The organism is Bradyrhizobium sp. WD16 (assembly GCF_024181725.1).
GTDB lineage: Bacteria > Pseudomonadota > Alphaproteobacteria > Rhizobiales > Xanthobacteraceae > Bradyrhizobium_A.
On the sequence record NZ_CP028908.1, the window covers coordinates 2,717,501 to 2,733,437 of the forward strand.

Below are 15,937 nucleotides of genomic sequence, written 5' to 3' on the forward strand. Positions count from 1 at the left end.
CCCTTCAGGAGGACTAGTGCGGTGGACCTGACGCTCGTATCAGTATTGCAGCAAGCTCTTCATACGAGCGTCAGATCCAAAACTGCACTAGAATCATAATCATGCTAGTGTCCCGTCTCCGAATTACCGCTTCATTTGCCTGACCCTCGCACGGTCATTCGGAGACATCAGGACACTAGCAAAATCAAAAAGCTAGAGCAGGCTCCGAGCGATGTGAATCGAATCAGGATTCCCGAATCGGCTGACATCTGATTCATGATTCCTGCCGCAGAATGGAGGCGGCTGGAATGGCGCTTTCCGACGATCTTCGCAAACGAGTGGTGGAGGCTGTCGTCTCGGGCGGGCTGTCGCGCAATGCGGCGGCGAAGCGTTTCGAAGTCAGCATTGCGAGCGCCGTGCGCTGGGTCAAGCAATTCGAGACGACGGGAGAAATGTCGCCGAAGCCGACTGGAGGCGATCGCCGCTCCGGCCGCATCGAAGCCCATCACGGCTATCTGATGGGTCTGATCCGGCGCACGCCGGACGTCACCCTGCTGGAGATCCAGGAACGTCTGATCAGGAATTGCGGCGAGCATTTTTCGAGTTCCGTGCTGTGGCGCTTCTTCGACCGTCATGGCGTCACGTTTAAAAAAAGACCGCACACGCCTCGGAGCAGCAGCGGCCGGACGTCCTGAAGCAACGCCTCGAATGGTTCGAGCGACAGCTCGATCTCGATCCCGAGAAGCTCGTCTTCATCGACGAAACGGGCGCCTCGACCAATTTGGCGCGCAAAGGCGGGCGTTGCCGGCGTGGGCGGCGGCTGCGCGTCGGCGTGCCGCACGGCCATTACAAGACGGTCACGCTCGTCGCCGGCATCCGCCTTCGCGGGCTCGTGGCGGCGAAGACCTATGATCGTCCGATCACCGCCGCCCTGTTCGAGGACTGGGTGGAACACTGCCTCGTTCCTACCCTCACGAAAGGCGACGTTGTCGTCATGGACAATCTGTCCGCCCACAAGGGGCCGCGGGTCAAGGAGTTGATCGAGGCCGCGGGCGCCGAGCTGCTCTACCTCCCGCCCTATAGCCCCGACATGAACCCGATCGAGAAGGCGTTTTCCAAGCTGAAAGCGCATTTGCGCAAAATCGCCGAGCGAACTGTCGCCGCCCTGATGCGCGCCCTCGAAACCTGCGCCGACATCTTCAAGCCCGCCCAATGCGCAAACTACTTCGCCGCATGCGGATATGATCCACCTTGATCGGAGTCTGCTCTAGTGCGGCTTATGTCTCGCAATTGCCTACAGGGGCTTGCCGCGAAGGGCATAGGCAATTGCGAGACGCCACACTAGTGTCCCGTTGGTTGTAACGTTCGTATGAGTGCTCGCTGCAAGGGAATACGAACGTTAGAACCGGGACACTAGAGCGTTTTCTCGCGAAGTGGATACCGGTTCGCGCGAACAAAACGCTCTAGCGGTCGGATGCCGATCCGAGCCGGCCGCGAGTGTGAAAAGCCGTTTCGGCAGCAAGCTCGCCGCTTGTCACGGTGCGTCATGATCAGCATCCTTTGCGCCGCATGGGCAAAAGGGAGAGCATGATGACGAGGTCAGGCGTGGCACTGCTGGGTCTGCTGGCATTGACGGCGACAGCACCGTTGCCGGCGCTGGCCGAAGGCATGGCGGAAGCTGCCGTCAACCAGGTGTTGGCGGATCCGCGGGTGGCCCGCGCCCTCGAGGCCATCAAGGCTGATGATGCGCGAACCCTGGCTGAACAGCGCAGGCTGACCGAGATTCCGGCGCCGCCCTTCAAGGAGGCGGCGCGCGGCGTTTATCTGTTGTCGCGGTTCAAGGAAGTCGGCTTTGCCGACGCCAGCATGGACAGCGAAGGCAATGTGCTGGCGCGCCTCAAGGGGAGCGGCGGCGGGCCGATGCTCGTCATCGCCGCCCACCAGGACACGGTGTTTCCCGAAGGCACCGATGTCACGGTTCGCGAGAACGATGGGGTTCTCAATGCACCGGGCATCGGCGATGATTCGCGTGGCCTTGCCGCGCTGCTGTCGGTCATGCAGGCGATCAAGACGGCGGAGCTGTCCACCGTCGGCGACGTGCTGTTCGTCGCCGATGTCGGCGAGGAGGAGCTCGGCAATCTCCGGGGCATGAAGGCGCTGTTCCGCGATTACCCGGAGATCGACGGCTTCGTATCGATCGACGGCCTCGGTCTCACCCGGATCATCAATCGCGGCACCGGCAGCCATCGATACGAGATGGTCTTTCGTGGTCCCGGTGGACACAGCTTTCAGGAATTCGGATTGCCGAGCGCCGCTCACGCCCTCGGTCGGGCCGCCGCGAAGATTGCCGAACTGCGGGTTCCCGCAGAGCCGAGGACCACCTTCACGGTCGGCACGGTGTCTGGCGGCACGTCGGTCAATGCCATCGCAGCCGAGGCCCGCATGACCGTCGACATGCGCTCGAACTCCACTGAGGAATTGCTGAAGCTGGAGCAGCGCCTGCTCGGGCTCGTGCACGAAGCCGTCGCCGACGAGAACCGGCGCTGGGACACCGACAAGATGACCGTAGAGGTCAAGCTGATCGGCGATCGGCCCGCCGGCGAGACCCCGGCCGATTCGCCTCTCGTCGAGGTGGCGCAGCGCTCGGCCAGGGCCCTGACCGGGGCGGCGCGCGTCGGCTTGTCCGGCGCCAGCACCGATTCCAACGTGCCAATGTCGCTTGGCATCCCCGCTATAACCATCGGCGGCGGTGGAGAGGGCGGTAACTGGCATTCGCGCAACGAATGGTACAAGCCGGCCAGAGCCTGGCTTGGCCCACAGAATGCACTGGTCCTGGTGCTGGCGCTGACCGGGCTCGACGGTGCGACCGCGCCGGTGCTTGCCCGGCGCAAGTAAGGGTTCCGTTCCGGCGTTCGTCCGTTTTCGGGTGGTCAGCTGCGCCGGCGATGCCAGGCTTTGGCGCAAGATTCTCCATGTGAACCAAAATTTCAGCATGATAGGATCAGGCATCATGACCAATGGCTATTCGCTGTTCGACACCGCCGTCGGGCGCTGCGGCGTTGCCTGGGGCGAGGGCGGTCTGATTGCGGTGCAACTGCCGCAGCCGAATGAGGGGCAGACCCGCACGCGCCTCGCCCAGCGTTGCGGCGAACTGGAGGAATGCGCGCCGCCGCCGCATGTCGCTGCGGCGATTGCGGCCATGATCGCGCTGCTGGCCGGTGAAGCGCGCGGCCTCGACGACATTGCCCTCGATATGACCGATGTGCCTGACTTCAACCGCAAGGTCTACGCGATCGCCCGCGCCATTCCGCCGGGAGAGACTCTTACCTATGGTGATATCGCCCGCCGTCTCGGCGACGTGGCGCTGTCGCGTCAGGTCGGTCAGGCTCTCGGCCAGAATCCATTTCCGATCGTCGTGCCCTGTCATCGGGTGCTGGCGGCCGGCGCCAGGCCCGGCGGCTTTTCGGCCAGCGGCGGCACCGCGACCAAGCTGCGCATGCTGGCGATCGAAGGCGCCTACGTGAACCATACGCCGTCGCTGTTCGATCTGCCGCGGCAGGAGGCGGGCCAATGATCGCGACGCAATTGCGCGCCGGTGCAGTGACCGTCCATGACCACCGCTGCAATCGTGGCCCGGACGATGTTCCCTTTGCCGAAGTCCATGGCGGTTTTTCCCTGTCCTACGTCCGGCGTGGCAGTTTCGCGTGCAGCGCGCGCGGTCGCCACCACGATCTCGTTGCCGGTGCTGTTCTGATCGGTCGCCCGGGCGACGAATATGTCTGCAGCCATGAGCACCACGCCTGCGGCGACGAGTGCCTGAGCTTTCAGTTCGTGCCCGAACTCGTCGATGCCGTCGCCGCCGGCGTCGAACTCTGGCAGGCCTCGGCACTGCCGCCGCTCGCGGCCACCATGGTGGCGGGCGAGCTTGCCCAGGCTGCCGCCGAGGGGCGCAGCGACATCGATCTTGCCGAGGCAGGCCTTCTTCTCGCTGCACGGTTTGCTCGCCTCGCCGGCGCCTCGTCGCATGCCGTCGGCACGCCGCGTGCGGCGGAGCGCAATCGCATGGTCGAGATCGCGCTCTGGCTCGATGCCTGTTCCGATCAGGCGATCGATCTCGAGTGTGCCGCCGCCCGGGCATCGCTCAGCCCGTTTCATTTCTTGAGGCTGTTCTCGAAGGTGCTCGGCGTCAGTCCGCATCAATACCTGGTGCGCGCGCGCCTGCGCCACGCGGCCCGCCTGCTCGCCGACGAGGAGCGCGCCATCACCGACATCGCCTATGATGTCGGTTTCGGCGATCTGTCGAATTTCGTGCGCAGCTTCCGGCGCGCCGCCGGGGTGTCGCCGAGCGGCTTCCGCGCGCTGGCGCGGGGCGACCGCGCCGCCATTGCTGCGAGTCTCGAAGTTGCAGGCTTCGAAGGCTTCGACGCGGCGATCTTCCGGCAGTAGCGCCGCAAGAATGTCCAAGCCGCGCGAGGCGTGGCGCATCTAGTGTGGCGTCTCGCAATTGCCTACAGGGGCTTGCCGCAAAGGGCATAGGCAATTGCGAGACGCCACACTAGTATCCCAGAGCGCTCGGAGGAGGGCTGGGCGGTCGCGCGACTGACGCCGTCCATGACAACCAACGGCACGGCGTACCGGATCGCCTGCTTTCGCAGGCGATGACAACTAAGAGGTGAGGCCGCGCGGGCCGACGAGATGCCGTCTAGCCGCGCCCTTTCAATTGAACCACTTGTCGTAGATCGTCTTGAACTTGCCGGTTTCGATCATGATGTGCAGCCACTGGTCGACGAAGGCCTGGAGGGCGATGTCGCGTTGCAGCCAATAGGCCTTTTCGGCGAAGTCGAATGGCTTGTCCGGATGCACAGCGCAGAGCACGCCCGGATGCAGCTTCTGCTGATAGCGCGTCTCCGAGGCGTCGGTCATCATGACGTCGGCGTGGCCGGATGCGATCTGATCGAAGATGGTGACGTTGTCGCGAAAGACCTCGATCGGCGCCTGCTTGATATTGGCCCGGGCGAAGCGCTCGTTGGTGCCGCCCGGATTGACGATCACCCGCGTCTGCGGCTGGTCGATGTCGGCGACGCTCTGGTATTTCGCAACGTCGCCGCAGCGCGCGATCGGCGTCTTGCCTTCGCGCATAATCGGCGTCGAGAATAGGCCTTTCTTCTGCCGATCGAGGGTGATCGAGACGCCGCCTGCGGCCATGTCGAAGGCGTCCGCCTCGAAGTCCTTGGCGAGGGTCGGCCAGTTCGTCGGCACGAATTCCACCTTGACCCCGAGCGCCTGGCCAAGCGCGTTGGCCATATCGACATCGAAGCCCTCGAATGGTGTGCTTGCGTCCGGGCGAAAGCCGAACGGGCGGTAATCGCCGGTGAGGCCGACGCGCAGCGTGCCGCGGGCGAGAATGGCGTCGAGCCGCGAGGGCGCTGCGGCGACCTGCCCCGATGCCGATGAAGCCGCCGAAGCAGGTGCCTCGGCCGGCGCCGCGGTCGCGGCCGACAGCGTGGCCATCATGAGCACCGCGGGTAGAATGCGTCGCATCCGTCTCTCTCCCGGCTCAGGGCTTCGGCGGCGCGGTGTCATGCACCGACGGGCGGAGCATCATGGCGTCGTGGAAGGCCTTCAGATTGGGGAAGGCGTCGCGCCAGCCGCAGCTGGCAAAGCGCAGGTCGGCATAATCGAGCGCGCAGACGAGGGCGATCTGGGTGATGTCGAGCGGACGTCCGAACACCTCGCGCCGTGCGTCGAACAGTTTGAACCCCTGCCAGGCGCGATCCCACTGGTCGTCATACCAGGCCTGCCAGCGCAGCGCCTCCGGCCGCAGCGCCGTCTCGTAGCGGCACAGCAGCATGGCATCGAGCATGCCCTGGATCATCGAATGCTCGCTGCGCACCAGCCACCGCGCCGGTCCGGAGGCCGGAACGAGCTTGCCGCCGCCGGCGAGATCGTCGAGATAATCGACGATGGTGAGCGAATCCACCACCACGCTGCCGTCGTCGAGGATCAGCGCCGGCAATTTGCGCAGCGGATTGATCTTGCCGGCATAGTCGGCATTCGCCTGGGTCGGGCTCATGCTCGCCGGCAGCAATTCGATGCGGTCAATCAGGCCGAGTTCGATAGCGGCGATCCTGACCTTGCGGGCGAACGGCGAGGCGGCGGAGTAAGTCAGCTTCATGACGCGTCTCACGATCTTGCAGATGCAGATGTTGCAAATGAAAAGGCCGGTGCCAGCGGGGCGCGAATGTCGGATTCACTCCGCCATGCACCGGCTCTTGATGTCATTGCCCTTTAAGCCGCGACGACTTCCTGGCGCTGGCTGCCGAGCCCCTCGATGCCCAGCGTCACCACGTCGCCGACATTGAGGAATTTCGGCGGCTTCATGCCAGCGCCGACGCCGGGCGGCGTGCCGGTCGTGATGATGTCGCCGGGCAGCAGCGTCATGAATTGCGAGACGTAGGCCACGCACTTGGCCATCGTGAAGATCATGGTGGAGGTGTTGCCGGTCTGGCGGCGCTCGCCATTGACGTCGAGCCACATGCCGAGCTTCTGCACGTCGGCGATCTCGTCCCTGGTGACGAGCCAGGGGCCGATCGGGCCGAACGTGTCGTGCGACTTGCCCTTGGTCCAGGTGCCGCCGCGCTCGAGCTGGAAGTTACGCTCGGAGACGTCGTTGCAGATGGCGTAGCCGGCCACATGGTTGAGCGCCTCGGCCTCGCTGACATAGCGGGCGCGGGTGCCGATCACGGCGGCGAGTTCCACCTCCCAGTCGAGTTTGGTCGAGCCGCGCGGCTTTTCCGTCGGATCGTTGGGACCGCACAGGCAGGTGTTGGCCTTGAGGAAGAAGACCGGCTCCGCCGGGATCGGCATGCCGGATTCGGCCGCATGGTCCGCATAGTTCAGGCCGATGGCGACGAATTTCGAAATTCCGCTGACTGGCGCGCCATGGCGCGGATTGCCGGAGACGAGGGGCAGGCTCGAAGGATCGAGCGCGGCCAGCGCCTTCAGCCCAGCCGGCGACAGCGTCTCGCCGTTGATGTCCTTCACATGGGCCGACAGGTCGCGGATCTGGCCGGCGCTGTCCAGTAGGCCGGGCTTCTCATGGCCGACGGCGCCGAAGCGGACGAGTTTCATAGGCGTCTTCTCCCTTTGTATCCTTCAGCGAGTGTTTGAAGCAGGTGGCGGCAAAGATCAACCGCTGCAGCCGGAATGCCACTCCACTACATGGCGAGGCGGAAGGCGGCGCCGTCGCGCACGATCCGGCCGCCGGCGAAATGACCGCCGATCACCCGCGTGTCACTGCCGGCGAAGCGCTCGGCCAGCATCAGCCGGCTGCGGATCGCCTGGCCGGTGTCGAAATCCGCGGTGGAGCACCAGTCGAGATGGGCCAGTTGAATGGGATGGTGCGCTGCATCACCCGCCAACAGCAGGCTTTCGCCCTGGGAGCTGATCAGCAGGCTGAAATGGCCGGGGCTGTGTCCAGGGGTCGGGATCAGGCTGATCACGTCGGCGATGCGGCTGTCAGCGTCGTAGAGCGCGCCTTGCCCCGCCGCCATCACCGGCGCGACGGAGTCGACGAAATGCGCCGGCGGCTTGGCCGCCCAGTGGTCGTATTCGGCGCGGCCGAACAGATAACGGGCGGCGGGGAAGGTCGGCAGCCAGCGTCCCTCGACGAGGCGTGTATTCCAGCCGACATGATCGACATGGAGATGGGTGCAGACCACTGTATCGATGCTCTCGGCCGGATAGCCGGCCTCGGCGAGGCGCTCGAGGAACGGCGTCGCGAGATTGTTCCAGGCCGGAATCGAGCGATCCTGTTTGTCGTTGCCGAGCCCGCTATCGATCAGGATGCGCCGGTTCGGGGTTTCCACCACCAGGGCATGGATGGTCATCTTCATCCGGCCCTCGCCATCGGCGAAATCCGGCTCCAGCCACGGGAGCGCCTGGACCTCCTCGCGGCTGGCCTGCGGCAGGATGAAACGGGTGCCGCCGAGGGACTCCAGCTCGACGATTCGCGTCACCCTCACCCGTCCTGCCGTCCATTGCATGCGTTGCCCCTCCGCCCGTCGGCCGCAGCATGGCGCAGGGCACCGCTTCCGGGCAAGGTTGGGGCGCTCTTCCGCAATTCCGTCATGGCGCACATGCAAAATGCGCGGGCGTTCCATTCCCACGGATCGGTTTCATTCCTGGAACGTTGTTGGTGCGTTCCGATCCACCGATTGGCAGATGACGGAGAGCCCCATGCCTGAACTGGCGATTTCGCCCGACAAGGTCGCCTTCCTGATCCTCAAGGCGCGCGAGTTCGACGCCAAGGAGGCCGTCACCGATGCCGACAGCGGTTCCAACGGTGCCGACGACGACATGATCGATGTGCTGGAAGACGACGGCGACGACCCGGTGGTGAGGGAGATCGCCGGCTTCATCGGCGCGCTCACCGAAGATGAGCAGGCCGATCTCGTCACCCTGATGCGGCTCGGCCGCGGCGACGGCACCATCGAGGAATGGGACGAGCTGCGGGCCGAGGCCCTGCGCCAGAGCAATGGCCGCACCGCGCATTATCTCCTGGGCGAGCCGCTGCTCGGCGATCTGCTCGCCGATGGGCTCGAGGGCTTCGGTATTTCCTTCGCCGATCTGGAGCGCATTACCCCGGTGAGCGAGTAGCACTCTGCCGACGCGCGCATCGGCTCGCCGCATCTTCTGGCCTCATCACCCGCTTTAAGCGGGTGACCAAGTAAGCCGTGCCGGCGAGAGAGGGCGTGGCGGCTGAGGACTCGGTTACAGCGTTCCCGGGAAGGCGCCGCCGTCGAGCAGGATGTTCTGCCCGGTGATGTAGCCGGCCTTGGCGCTGCACAGGAAAGCGCAGGCGGCGCCGAATTCCTCCGGATCGCCGAAGCGTCCGGCCGGATTTTCCGCGGCGCGCTTGCCCAAAACCTCCTCCACCGGGACGCCGGCGGCCTTGGCCTGGCCGGCGCTTACCGTGCGCAATCGGTCGGTGTCGAAGGGACCCGGCAGCAGCGCGTTGATGGTGACGTTGTGCTTCACCGTCTTGCGCGACAGGCCGGCGACGAAGCCGGTAAGGCCGGTGCGGGCGCCGTTGGAGAGCCCGAGCACGTCGATCGGCGCCTTCACTGCGGCGGAGGTGATGTTGACGACACGGCCGAACTTGCGCGCGATCATCGGGTCGACCGTCGCCTTGATCAGCTCGATCGGCGTCAGCATGTTGGCGTCGAGCGCCTTGATCCAGTCGTCCCGCGTCCAGTTGCGAAAATCGCCGGGCGGCGGGCCGCCGGCATTGTTGATCAGGATGTCCGGCTGGGGGCAGACCTTGAGCGCGGCCTCGCGGCCCTCCGGCGTGGTGATATCGGCGGCCACCGTGGTCACCTCGACGCCGGGATTGGCCTTGCGGATCTCCGCCGCGGTCGCTTCCAGCGCCTCGACGCCGCGTGCCACCAGGGTGACGTGAACGCCTTCGTTGGCGAGCGCCACGGCGCAGGCTCGGCCGAGACCCTTGCTCGCGGCGCAGACCAGCGCGCGCCGGCCCTTGATCCCGAGATCCATTGTTTTTGCTCCGTCTTCTTGGCTGAGGGCGGGGGCGGCGCCTCCCGCGCGCCGCCATGCTTCACGTTTTTCCCAGATCTGCAAGCGGGGGAGAAAATTGACGATTTCTCAATGGCTTGGCGATTCGTACCGGATCGTCATAAAATCATGAAAAAGATCGTCATGGCCCCTTTCCAAAGCGGGGTGACGTTGGTACATAGCCCTCGCAACCGCGGGCCGCTTCGGCCCCGGGCGCCTTCTTCGGAGCACCGGACAGGTGACGGCGTCCTGGAACATCCAGGCCGCGAGCCCTTTCTTCTCCGTGAAGGCATGCAACGGTTTAACGCGGGGTGGAGCAGCCCGGTAGCTCGTCAGGCTCATAACCTGAAGGTCATAGGTTCAAATCCTATCCCCGCAACCAACTTTGATCGCGAACGGCCCGCCCTTCCGGCGGGCCGTTTGCTTTTCGAGCGCAGCCGCTCGAATGCCGGCCGGACATCGCCGATCCTCGCCATTAGTCGCGCTACAGCTGCGATTTCTTTGAGCGTCCGGTCGCGGAAGGCGAGAATTGCGAGAATCGTGGCGAGCGTTCGGGGATGGACGAGGTGGCAGGAAACGGGTCGTTTCGGCTCGGTCTGTGCGGCAAGGTGGCTAGGCAATCCTGATTACGGGGAATGAACATCGGGATAGGCTGCAAGTGATGATGCGTGACCTGTTTGCTGATGACGAACATGCACTGCCGAGACGCGAGAACATCACGGCCGGCGCCGTCCTCATGCGCGGTGTCGCCTTGGGCGTCGAAGACGAACTTCTCGCAGCTCTCGCTGCCGTCGCACAAGACGCGCCGTTTCGCCACATGACAACGCCGGGTGGCGTCATGTCGGTCGCCATGACCAATTGCGGTGCGGGCGGGTGGGTGTCGGATCGCAGCGGTTATCGCTACGACAGCACCGATCCGGAAACCGGCAAGCCGTGGCCGGACATGCCCCAGGTTTTCCGTCGTCTTGCCATCGAGGCTGCGGCCGATGGCGGTTACGATACCTTCGTTCCGGATGCCTGCCTGATCAACCGCTACCTGCCCGGTGCACGGCTGTCGCTGCACCAGGACAGGAATGAGCGGGATATGGCCTGTCCGATCGTGTCGGTTTCACTTGGTCTGCCGGCGAGTTTTCAGTTCGGCGGGCCGAAGCGGATCGATCCGATCAGGAAATATCTCCTTCGCCACGGCGATGTCGCCGTTTGGGGTGGTCCGTCACGCCTCTGCTATCACGGCATCTCGACGCTCAAGGCGGGAGATCATCCGAAAATCGGCCCGATGCGGATCAATCTGACCTTCCGCCGGGCGCTGTAGCGGTGATCTTATGGCGTCACGACCACTGCCGAAACATGACCGATGCGATGCCATCCCAGACCGGGCCGCTCACCATAAGTCTGGAGTCGCTGCTTTGATGGTCGGCGACGTCGGCGTCGAGAGCGAATGAGGCGCACCTGCTTCGCTTCTACCGATAACCGCTGGCATCGGCCGGTTTGCCGGCCTCCTGCACTTCGATGAGATAGCGCCAGGCGTTCGGCCGGGAGCCGTCGATATCCGTGAAGCCATAGGCCTGTGCCAGTCCGCCGCGTTCTCCCGGTCACATAGACAGCCGCGCCTTGCGCGCCCAGCTCGATCGCAATGCCACGACCGGCGCCGCGTGTCGCGCCTGCCACCAAGGCCACTTTTCCCGTCAGTGCGGCTGATCCCATGTTGATTCTCCTTCGACGCCGAGGCGGCACTTGCCGGCGAGTCAGGAGTTCTGTCACCCCGATGTGTTCACGCCTTGACGTAGACGAAGGCCTTGAGCCCCGATCTCAGTGTCACTTCGATCCGCTTGTAGTCCGACACTTCGTATCGGTCGGCTGCGTCCAGCTCCTGCGGCGTGATGCGAAACACCTGGCCCTCGACGGCGTCGGACGGATTGTCGGACGGCATCACCACCGGGTGAAAGCGCTCGCCGCTGGTGCGAATGACCTCGGGGTCGGTGATCTCCAGCATCTCCTGGCGGAAGCCGGGCATGGCGTCGCCTTGTCCTTCCAACAGCCGACCAAACGAAGACAGCTGGACACTCTCCAGCTGCAGGGTTCCGTAGGAAAACAGATTGATGGTGCGGAAAGTAGTCATCGGCGCCTCCGTGGGAGACGCATATCGCCTGATGGCCGCCCCGACAATCGCTGTCGACGCAGATCCTATCGTGCGGCGAAACGCCGTGCTGATGGCGACCAGCGCAACTGTCCCGGCTAGTACGGGAAGAAGCAGAAAGCTCCACGACGCGCCAATGGTGATGGCGACCAGTGGGTCGGCGCCTGCGGGCGGATGCAGCGTGCGGGTCAGCCGCATGGCGGCGATGGCGAGGCCGACGCCGAGCGCCAGCGACAACGGCTGGTGGCCGAGCAGCGAGAAGCAGCCGAGGCCGATTGTCGCCGAAATCAGATGGCCGCCGATCACGTTGCGGGGTTGGGCGAGGGGGCTGTCGGGCAGGGCGAAGAGCAGCACCGCGGTGGCGCCGAAGGGGGCGATGATCAGGGCGAGTTGCAGCGATGCGCCGACAAGCGCCAGCAGAAAGATTGCGACGAAGCCGCCCAGGCCGGCAAGCAGGGCGGGAAATAGCTGCGGCCTTGCCGATGACCAGGCGGCGCGCCAGGGGCTTTCGGCTAGCGCGCCCGGGGGATCGGACAGCTCTCCGCTCATGCGCGGCATCCTTGTGAAACTTCGGAAAATCTCCGCCTGACTCGGTTGTCGTCGCCCGCCTGCGCGAGGGATCTGCAAGATCGTTTTCTGGTCATGCCCGGCCCTGTGCGGCCTTGTGCCGGGCATTCACGCCTTTGCAGCTTTTCAGCAGAGAAAGACGTGCATGGCCGGGACAAGCCTGGACGAGCCCGGCCATGACGAGTGATCTCACTTCTGCAAGACCTCGCTTGCGCGGGCGACGACGATTGCGGATTTGCTATGCCCGCTTCCGGAATTTGGCGGCCTCTTCCGACCCGCCGGTGGCGTTGCCGGCGCTGTAGGAATGGGCGCCGGTGCCGGCGAGCTGGCCGCCGTCGACGATGAGATATTCGTCGCGGATCGGCCGGCCCTCGAAGAAGCATTCGAGGATCTCGCGCGTGCCTGCCGCATAGCGTGCCTGCGCCGAAAGCGAGGTGCCCGAGATGTGCGGCGTCATGCCGTGATGAGGCATGGTGCGCCAGGGATGATCCTGCGGCGCCGGCTGCGGGAACCAGACGTCGCCGGCATAGCCCGCCAAGTGGCCGCTCTCGAGCGCCCGAACGATGGCGTCGCGATCGCAGATCTTGCCGCGCGCCGTATTCACGATATAGGCGCCGCGCTTCATTCCGGCGAGCATCTTCTCGTCGAACAGATGCTCGGTCTCCGGATGCAGCGGGCAGTTGATCGTCACCACGTCGCAGACCTTGACCATGTCCTCGACCGTCGGATGCCAGGTGAGGTTCAGCTCCTTCTCCACCGTTTCCGGCAGGCGGTGGCGGTCGTAATAGTGCAGATGCATGTCGAACGGCTTCAGCCGCCGCAGCACGGCGAGGCCGATGCGGCCGGCGGCGACGGTGCCGACATGCATGCCTTCGACGTCGTAGGAGCGGGCGACGCAATCGGCGATGTTCCAGCCGCCCTTGATCACCCACTGGTAGGACGGGATGTAGTTGCGGACGAGGCCGAGGATCATCATCACCACGTGCTCGGCGACGCTGATCGAATTGCAGTAGGTGACTTCCGCGACCGTGATGCCGCGCTCGATCGCGGCCTGAAGATCGACGTGGTCGGAGCCGATACCGGCGGTCAAAGCGAGCTTGAGCTTCTTCGCCTTGGCGATGCGTTCCGCCGTCAGATAGGCGGGCCAGAACGGCTGGGAGATGATGACGTCGGCATCGACCAGCTCGCGCTCGAGGACGCTGTCGGGGCCATCCTTGTCCGACGTAACCACCAGGGTGTGGCCGCGGGACTCGAGATATTGGCGCAGGCCCAGTTCGCCCGAGACGCTGCCGAGCAGCGCGCCGGGAACGAAATCGATGGCCTTCGGCGTCGGCAGGGTCTGGCCGCCGGGATAGCGCTCGATCTTGGGCAGACCGTCCCGGGCATAGGATTTCGGGTATCCGTCGATCGGATCGTCGTAGAGCACACAGACAACTTTCGCCATGAAACGCTTCCTCCGTTCGTTGTGTTGGGCAGCAGGAAGCGCTCCCGCAGACAGCGTCCTGTCCGCAGCTGTCCCCGACGATCGGGGGAGTTCATCCCAAGCCGGCCCTCCGGCCGGCGCGGTGATGTCTCGGAGCGTTTCCCATTCTGCTGAAGGTCCTGACAGGACCCTTGCTGTCGCGCCGACGAGAATGTCCGTGGGCGCATGGCGTGGGCAAATCGATTGTTTTGAACGATTGATAAACGGCCTTGATCAAGCGGGCGGTTCGATCGGCCCGGCAACGCCGTCGCCACTGCCCACCGCGTCCAGCAAGGCGGCGGCCATGGGGGATTGCGGCAGACGGTCGAGCAGGACGAGGCCGATCGCCTGCGTCTCGATCGGGTTGACGAGTTCGATCGTGCGCAGATCCGGTGCGGAGCCGAGCAGACGGGAAAACGTGTGCGGCAGGATGCTGCACCAGCGTCCGGAGCTGACATGGGCGAGCACGGCCAGGAATGAATCGCTGATGACCGGACTTGCGACGGGCAGCCCCAGCGACGCGGCGATGGCGTTGAGGATGCGCCGGTTCTGCATGTTTTCGTTGAGCAGGCACAGGGGCTCGGCGAGCGCCTCGGCCCAGTCGATGGAGGGTCGGGCGGCCAGCGGATGGCCGCAGGTACAGGCGAAGACGTAATGCTCGCGATAGAGCAGGTGGCGGCGGACGTGTTCGAGCGGTTCGTTTTCCAGATAGGTCAGCCCGCCGTCGATCTGGTAGGTCTCGAGCGCCAGCTGGATCGCCCGCGAGGTCATGGAGCGGATGTCGATCGTCGCCAGCGGATTGATGCGGGTGAAGCGTTCGGAGATCAGGGCGACGCCCGGCATCGCCGCCGGAATGACCCCGAGGCGAAGAGCGCCGTTCAAGCCCGCCCTGGCGCTGCCGAGGCCTTTCTTCAGGTTCTGATAGTCGGACAGGATCTGCCGGCCCCATTGCAGCGCCCGCTCGCCGTCCGGCGTCAGGCCCTGGTATCGGTGGCCGCGCACGATCAGCGTCGCATTGAGGTCGTCCTCCAGCTTCCGGATCGCCGCCGACAGGGCCGGCTGGGTGACGTTGCAGATTTCGGCGGCACGGGCGAAATGCCTGGCATCGGCGAGGGCGACAAAATAGCTCAGGTGGCGGATCAGCACGGGCGGTCCTCCGGATATCGTTATATTAAAATATATATATCGATATCAGCCCGGTTTCCCAAGCGGGACGATCCTGCGCGCGTGCCTCTTCTGGCGAAACGCCTATTCCAACATTTGCATGCCTTTTGGACTGGCGTGGTTTGCGAATGTTGGAATCGAAGGACCACTACGACGACCAGTAGCGCCGGCGACGCAGAGGACGACGAGCGCGGCCGCGGCGATCATGGTCCAGGAGACGGGTTCGCCGAGCAGCAGCGCTGCGAGGGCGAGGCCGAAGAAGGGCTGGAGCAGCTGCAGCTGTCCGACGCGGGCGATGCCGCCGAGCGCAAGGCCGCGATACCAGAACACGAAGCCGACCAGCATGCTGAAGACCGAGACATAGGCGAGCCCGAGCCACGCGCCGCCGTCGATCCCCTGCCATGAATCCGGCAGGGTGACGAGCGCCACCGCTGCCATCATCGGCAGCGCGATGACGAGTGCCCAGGAAATCACCTGCCAGCCGCCGAGCCGCCGCGACAGCTTCGCGCCTTCGGCGTAGCCGAGGCCGCAGAGCAGGATGGCCGCGATCATCAACAGGTCGCCGGAGACCGCGGCCGCGCCGCCGCCCGACAAGGCGAACCCCGCGACGGTCGCGCTGCCGAGGCCGGCGAACAGCCAGAACCTGGGCTTGGGCCGCTCGCCGCCGCGCAGGACGGCGAAGATGGCGGTGGCCAGCGGCAGCAGGCCGATGAAGACGATGGAATGCGCCGAGCTGATGTGCTGGAGCGCCAGCGCGGTGAGCAGCGGGAAGCCGACGACGACGCCCAGCGCGGTGATCACGAGCGGGGCGAGATCGCGGGGCATCGGCCGCGCTTGGCGAAGCGCCAGCAGCAGCGCCGATCCGAGAAGGGCCGCGATCACCGCGCGGGCCGAGGTCAGGAACAGCGGCGAGAAGCCGCCGACCGCCGCCCGTGTCGCCGGCAGCGATCCGCTGAAGATGATCACGCCGAGGAGGCCGCTGCCCCACCCGGCTCCGGTCTGTCGCATGCCGCCTCGCTTTCGCACCGGAGCTTGAAGCGCGCGCCCTGGCGCGA

At 65.1% G+C, this 15,937-nt stretch carries 16 protein-coding genes, 1 tRNA gene and 1 pseudogene (1 of these 18 only partly in view); 8 read left to right on the plus strand and 10 right to left on the minus strand.

The genetic code is table 11. The annotated features are described in order from the left end of the window. The 5 genes from DB459_RS12555 to DB459_RS12575 all read left to right on the plus strand — a co-directional run. Window positions 1-17: the final stretch of a hypothetical protein gene (locus DB459_RS12555; RefSeq protein ID WP_253713181.1), read on the plus strand. Its footprint begins 553 nt before the window's first position; only the last 17 of its 570 coding nucleotides appear in the window; its start codon lies off the left edge, out of view; the stop codon is at window positions 15-17. Window positions 18-287: 270 nt separating this feature from the next. Continuing rightward, window positions 288-1,234, plus strand: a protein-coding gene (locus tag DB459_RS12560; RefSeq protein WP_253706644.1) for an IS630 family transposase whose coding sequence is annotated in 2 segments (ribosomal slippage) — window positions 288-627 and window positions 627-1,234 — 948 coding nt in all. Because the reading frame shifts where the segments join, the coding sequence is not laid out codon by codon here. 335 nt (window positions 1,235-1,569) lie between these two features. Next, window positions 1,570-2,874, plus strand: coding sequence for a M20/M25/M40 family metallo-hydrolase (locus DB459_RS12565; RefSeq protein ID WP_253713182.1), 1,305 nt, complete (start codon window positions 1,570-1,572; stop codon window positions 2,872-2,874). Between the two features lie 115 nt (window positions 2,875-2,989). Then, complete coding sequence (locus tag DB459_RS12570) at window positions 2,990-3,553, plus strand: methylated-DNA--[protein]-cysteine S-methyltransferase (RefSeq protein WP_253713183.1); 564 nt, start codon at window positions 2,990-2,992, stop codon at window positions 3,551-3,553. Then, entirely contained in the window at window positions 3,550-4,425 is an 876-nt protein-coding gene (locus tag DB459_RS12575) for a helix-turn-helix transcriptional regulator (RefSeq protein WP_253713184.1), read from the plus strand. Before DB459_RS12570 ends, DB459_RS12575 begins: the two co-directional genes overlap by 4 nt. Window positions 4,426-4,695: 270 nt before the next feature. Here DB459_RS12575 and DB459_RS12580 read toward each other — a convergent pair whose 3' ends face one another. From DB459_RS12580 to DB459_RS12595, 4 genes are all read right to left on the minus strand, one after another. Further along, window positions 4,696-5,490, minus strand: coding sequence for a transporter substrate-binding domain-containing protein (locus DB459_RS12580; RefSeq protein ID WP_371926981.1), 795 nt, complete (start codon window positions 5,488-5,490; stop codon window positions 4,696-4,698). Between the two features lie 46 nt (window positions 5,491-5,536). Then, window positions 5,537-6,154 (minus strand): glutathione S-transferase family protein, encoded by a 618-nt coding sequence (locus DB459_RS12585; RefSeq protein ID WP_253713186.1) that lies wholly within the window; start codon window positions 6,152-6,154, stop codon window positions 5,537-5,539. Between the two features lie 113 nt (window positions 6,155-6,267). Beyond that, window positions 6,268-7,110: a fumarylacetoacetate hydrolase family protein gene (locus DB459_RS12590; RefSeq protein ID WP_253713187.1), complete on the minus strand. Its 843-nt coding sequence runs from the start codon at window positions 7,108-7,110 to the stop codon at window positions 6,268-6,270. A gap of 86 nt (window positions 7,111-7,196) precedes the next feature. Further along, window positions 7,197-8,024 (minus strand): MBL fold metallo-hydrolase, encoded by an 828-nt coding sequence (locus DB459_RS12595; RefSeq protein WP_253713188.1) that lies wholly within the window; start codon window positions 8,022-8,024, stop codon window positions 7,197-7,199. 193 nt (window positions 8,025-8,217) lie between these two features. On the opposite strand from DB459_RS12595, the gene DB459_RS12600 reads away from it, so the two are divergent. After that, window positions 8,218-8,637, plus strand: coding sequence for a DUF3775 domain-containing protein (locus DB459_RS12600; RefSeq protein ID WP_253713189.1), 420 nt, complete (start codon window positions 8,218-8,220; stop codon window positions 8,635-8,637). Between the two features lie 114 nt (window positions 8,638-8,751). Here the strand turns inward: DB459_RS12600 and DB459_RS12605 are convergent, their stop codons facing one another. Beyond that, on the minus strand, window positions 8,752-9,534 hold the full coding sequence (locus DB459_RS12605; protein WP_253713190.1) for an SDR family oxidoreductase: 783 nt from the start codon (window positions 9,532-9,534) through the stop codon (window positions 8,752-8,754). Between the two features lie 323 nt (window positions 9,535-9,857). Here DB459_RS12605 and DB459_RS12610 point away from each other — a divergent pair. Both DB459_RS12610 and alkB read left to right on the plus strand, forming a co-directional pair. Further along, window positions 9,858-9,934 (plus strand) — tRNA-Met (locus tag DB459_RS12610). 282 nt (window positions 9,935-10,216) lie between these two features. Next, on the plus strand, window positions 10,217-10,864 hold the full coding sequence (gene alkB, locus DB459_RS12615) for a DNA oxidative demethylase AlkB (RefSeq protein WP_253713544.1): 648 nt from the start codon (window positions 10,217-10,219) through the stop codon (window positions 10,862-10,864). A 179-nt stretch (window positions 10,865-11,043) separates the two neighbouring features. Here alkB and DB459_RS27585 read toward each other — a convergent pair. The 5 genes and pseudogenes from DB459_RS27585 to DB459_RS12645 form a co-directional block, all read right to left on the minus strand. Further along, window positions 11,044-11,256 (minus strand): annotated as a pseudogene (locus DB459_RS27585) (short-chain dehydrogenase); the annotation flags it as partial. Between the two features lie 67 nt (window positions 11,257-11,323). After that, window positions 11,324-12,238, minus strand: a complete 915-nt coding sequence (locus DB459_RS12630; RefSeq protein ID WP_253713191.1) for an HPP family protein — start codon at window positions 12,236-12,238, stop codon at window positions 11,324-11,326. Window positions 12,239-12,494: 256 nt separating this feature from the next. Then, window positions 12,495-13,700 (minus strand): NAD-dependent formate dehydrogenase, encoded by a 1,206-nt coding sequence (locus DB459_RS12635; RefSeq protein ID WP_253713192.1) that lies wholly within the window; start codon window positions 13,698-13,700, stop codon window positions 12,495-12,497. 252 nt (window positions 13,701-13,952) lie between these two features. Further along, window positions 13,953-14,864 carry a LysR family transcriptional regulator gene (locus DB459_RS12640; RefSeq protein WP_253713193.1) on the minus strand — a complete coding sequence of 304 codons (912 nt, stop codon included), beginning with the start codon at window positions 14,862-14,864 and terminating at the stop codon, window positions 13,953-13,955. A gap of 102 nt (window positions 14,865-14,966) precedes the next feature. Further along, window positions 14,967-15,890, minus strand: coding sequence for a DMT family transporter (locus DB459_RS12645; RefSeq protein WP_253713194.1), 924 nt, complete (start codon window positions 15,888-15,890; stop codon window positions 14,967-14,969). Window positions 15,891-15,937: the final 47 nt, after the last annotated feature.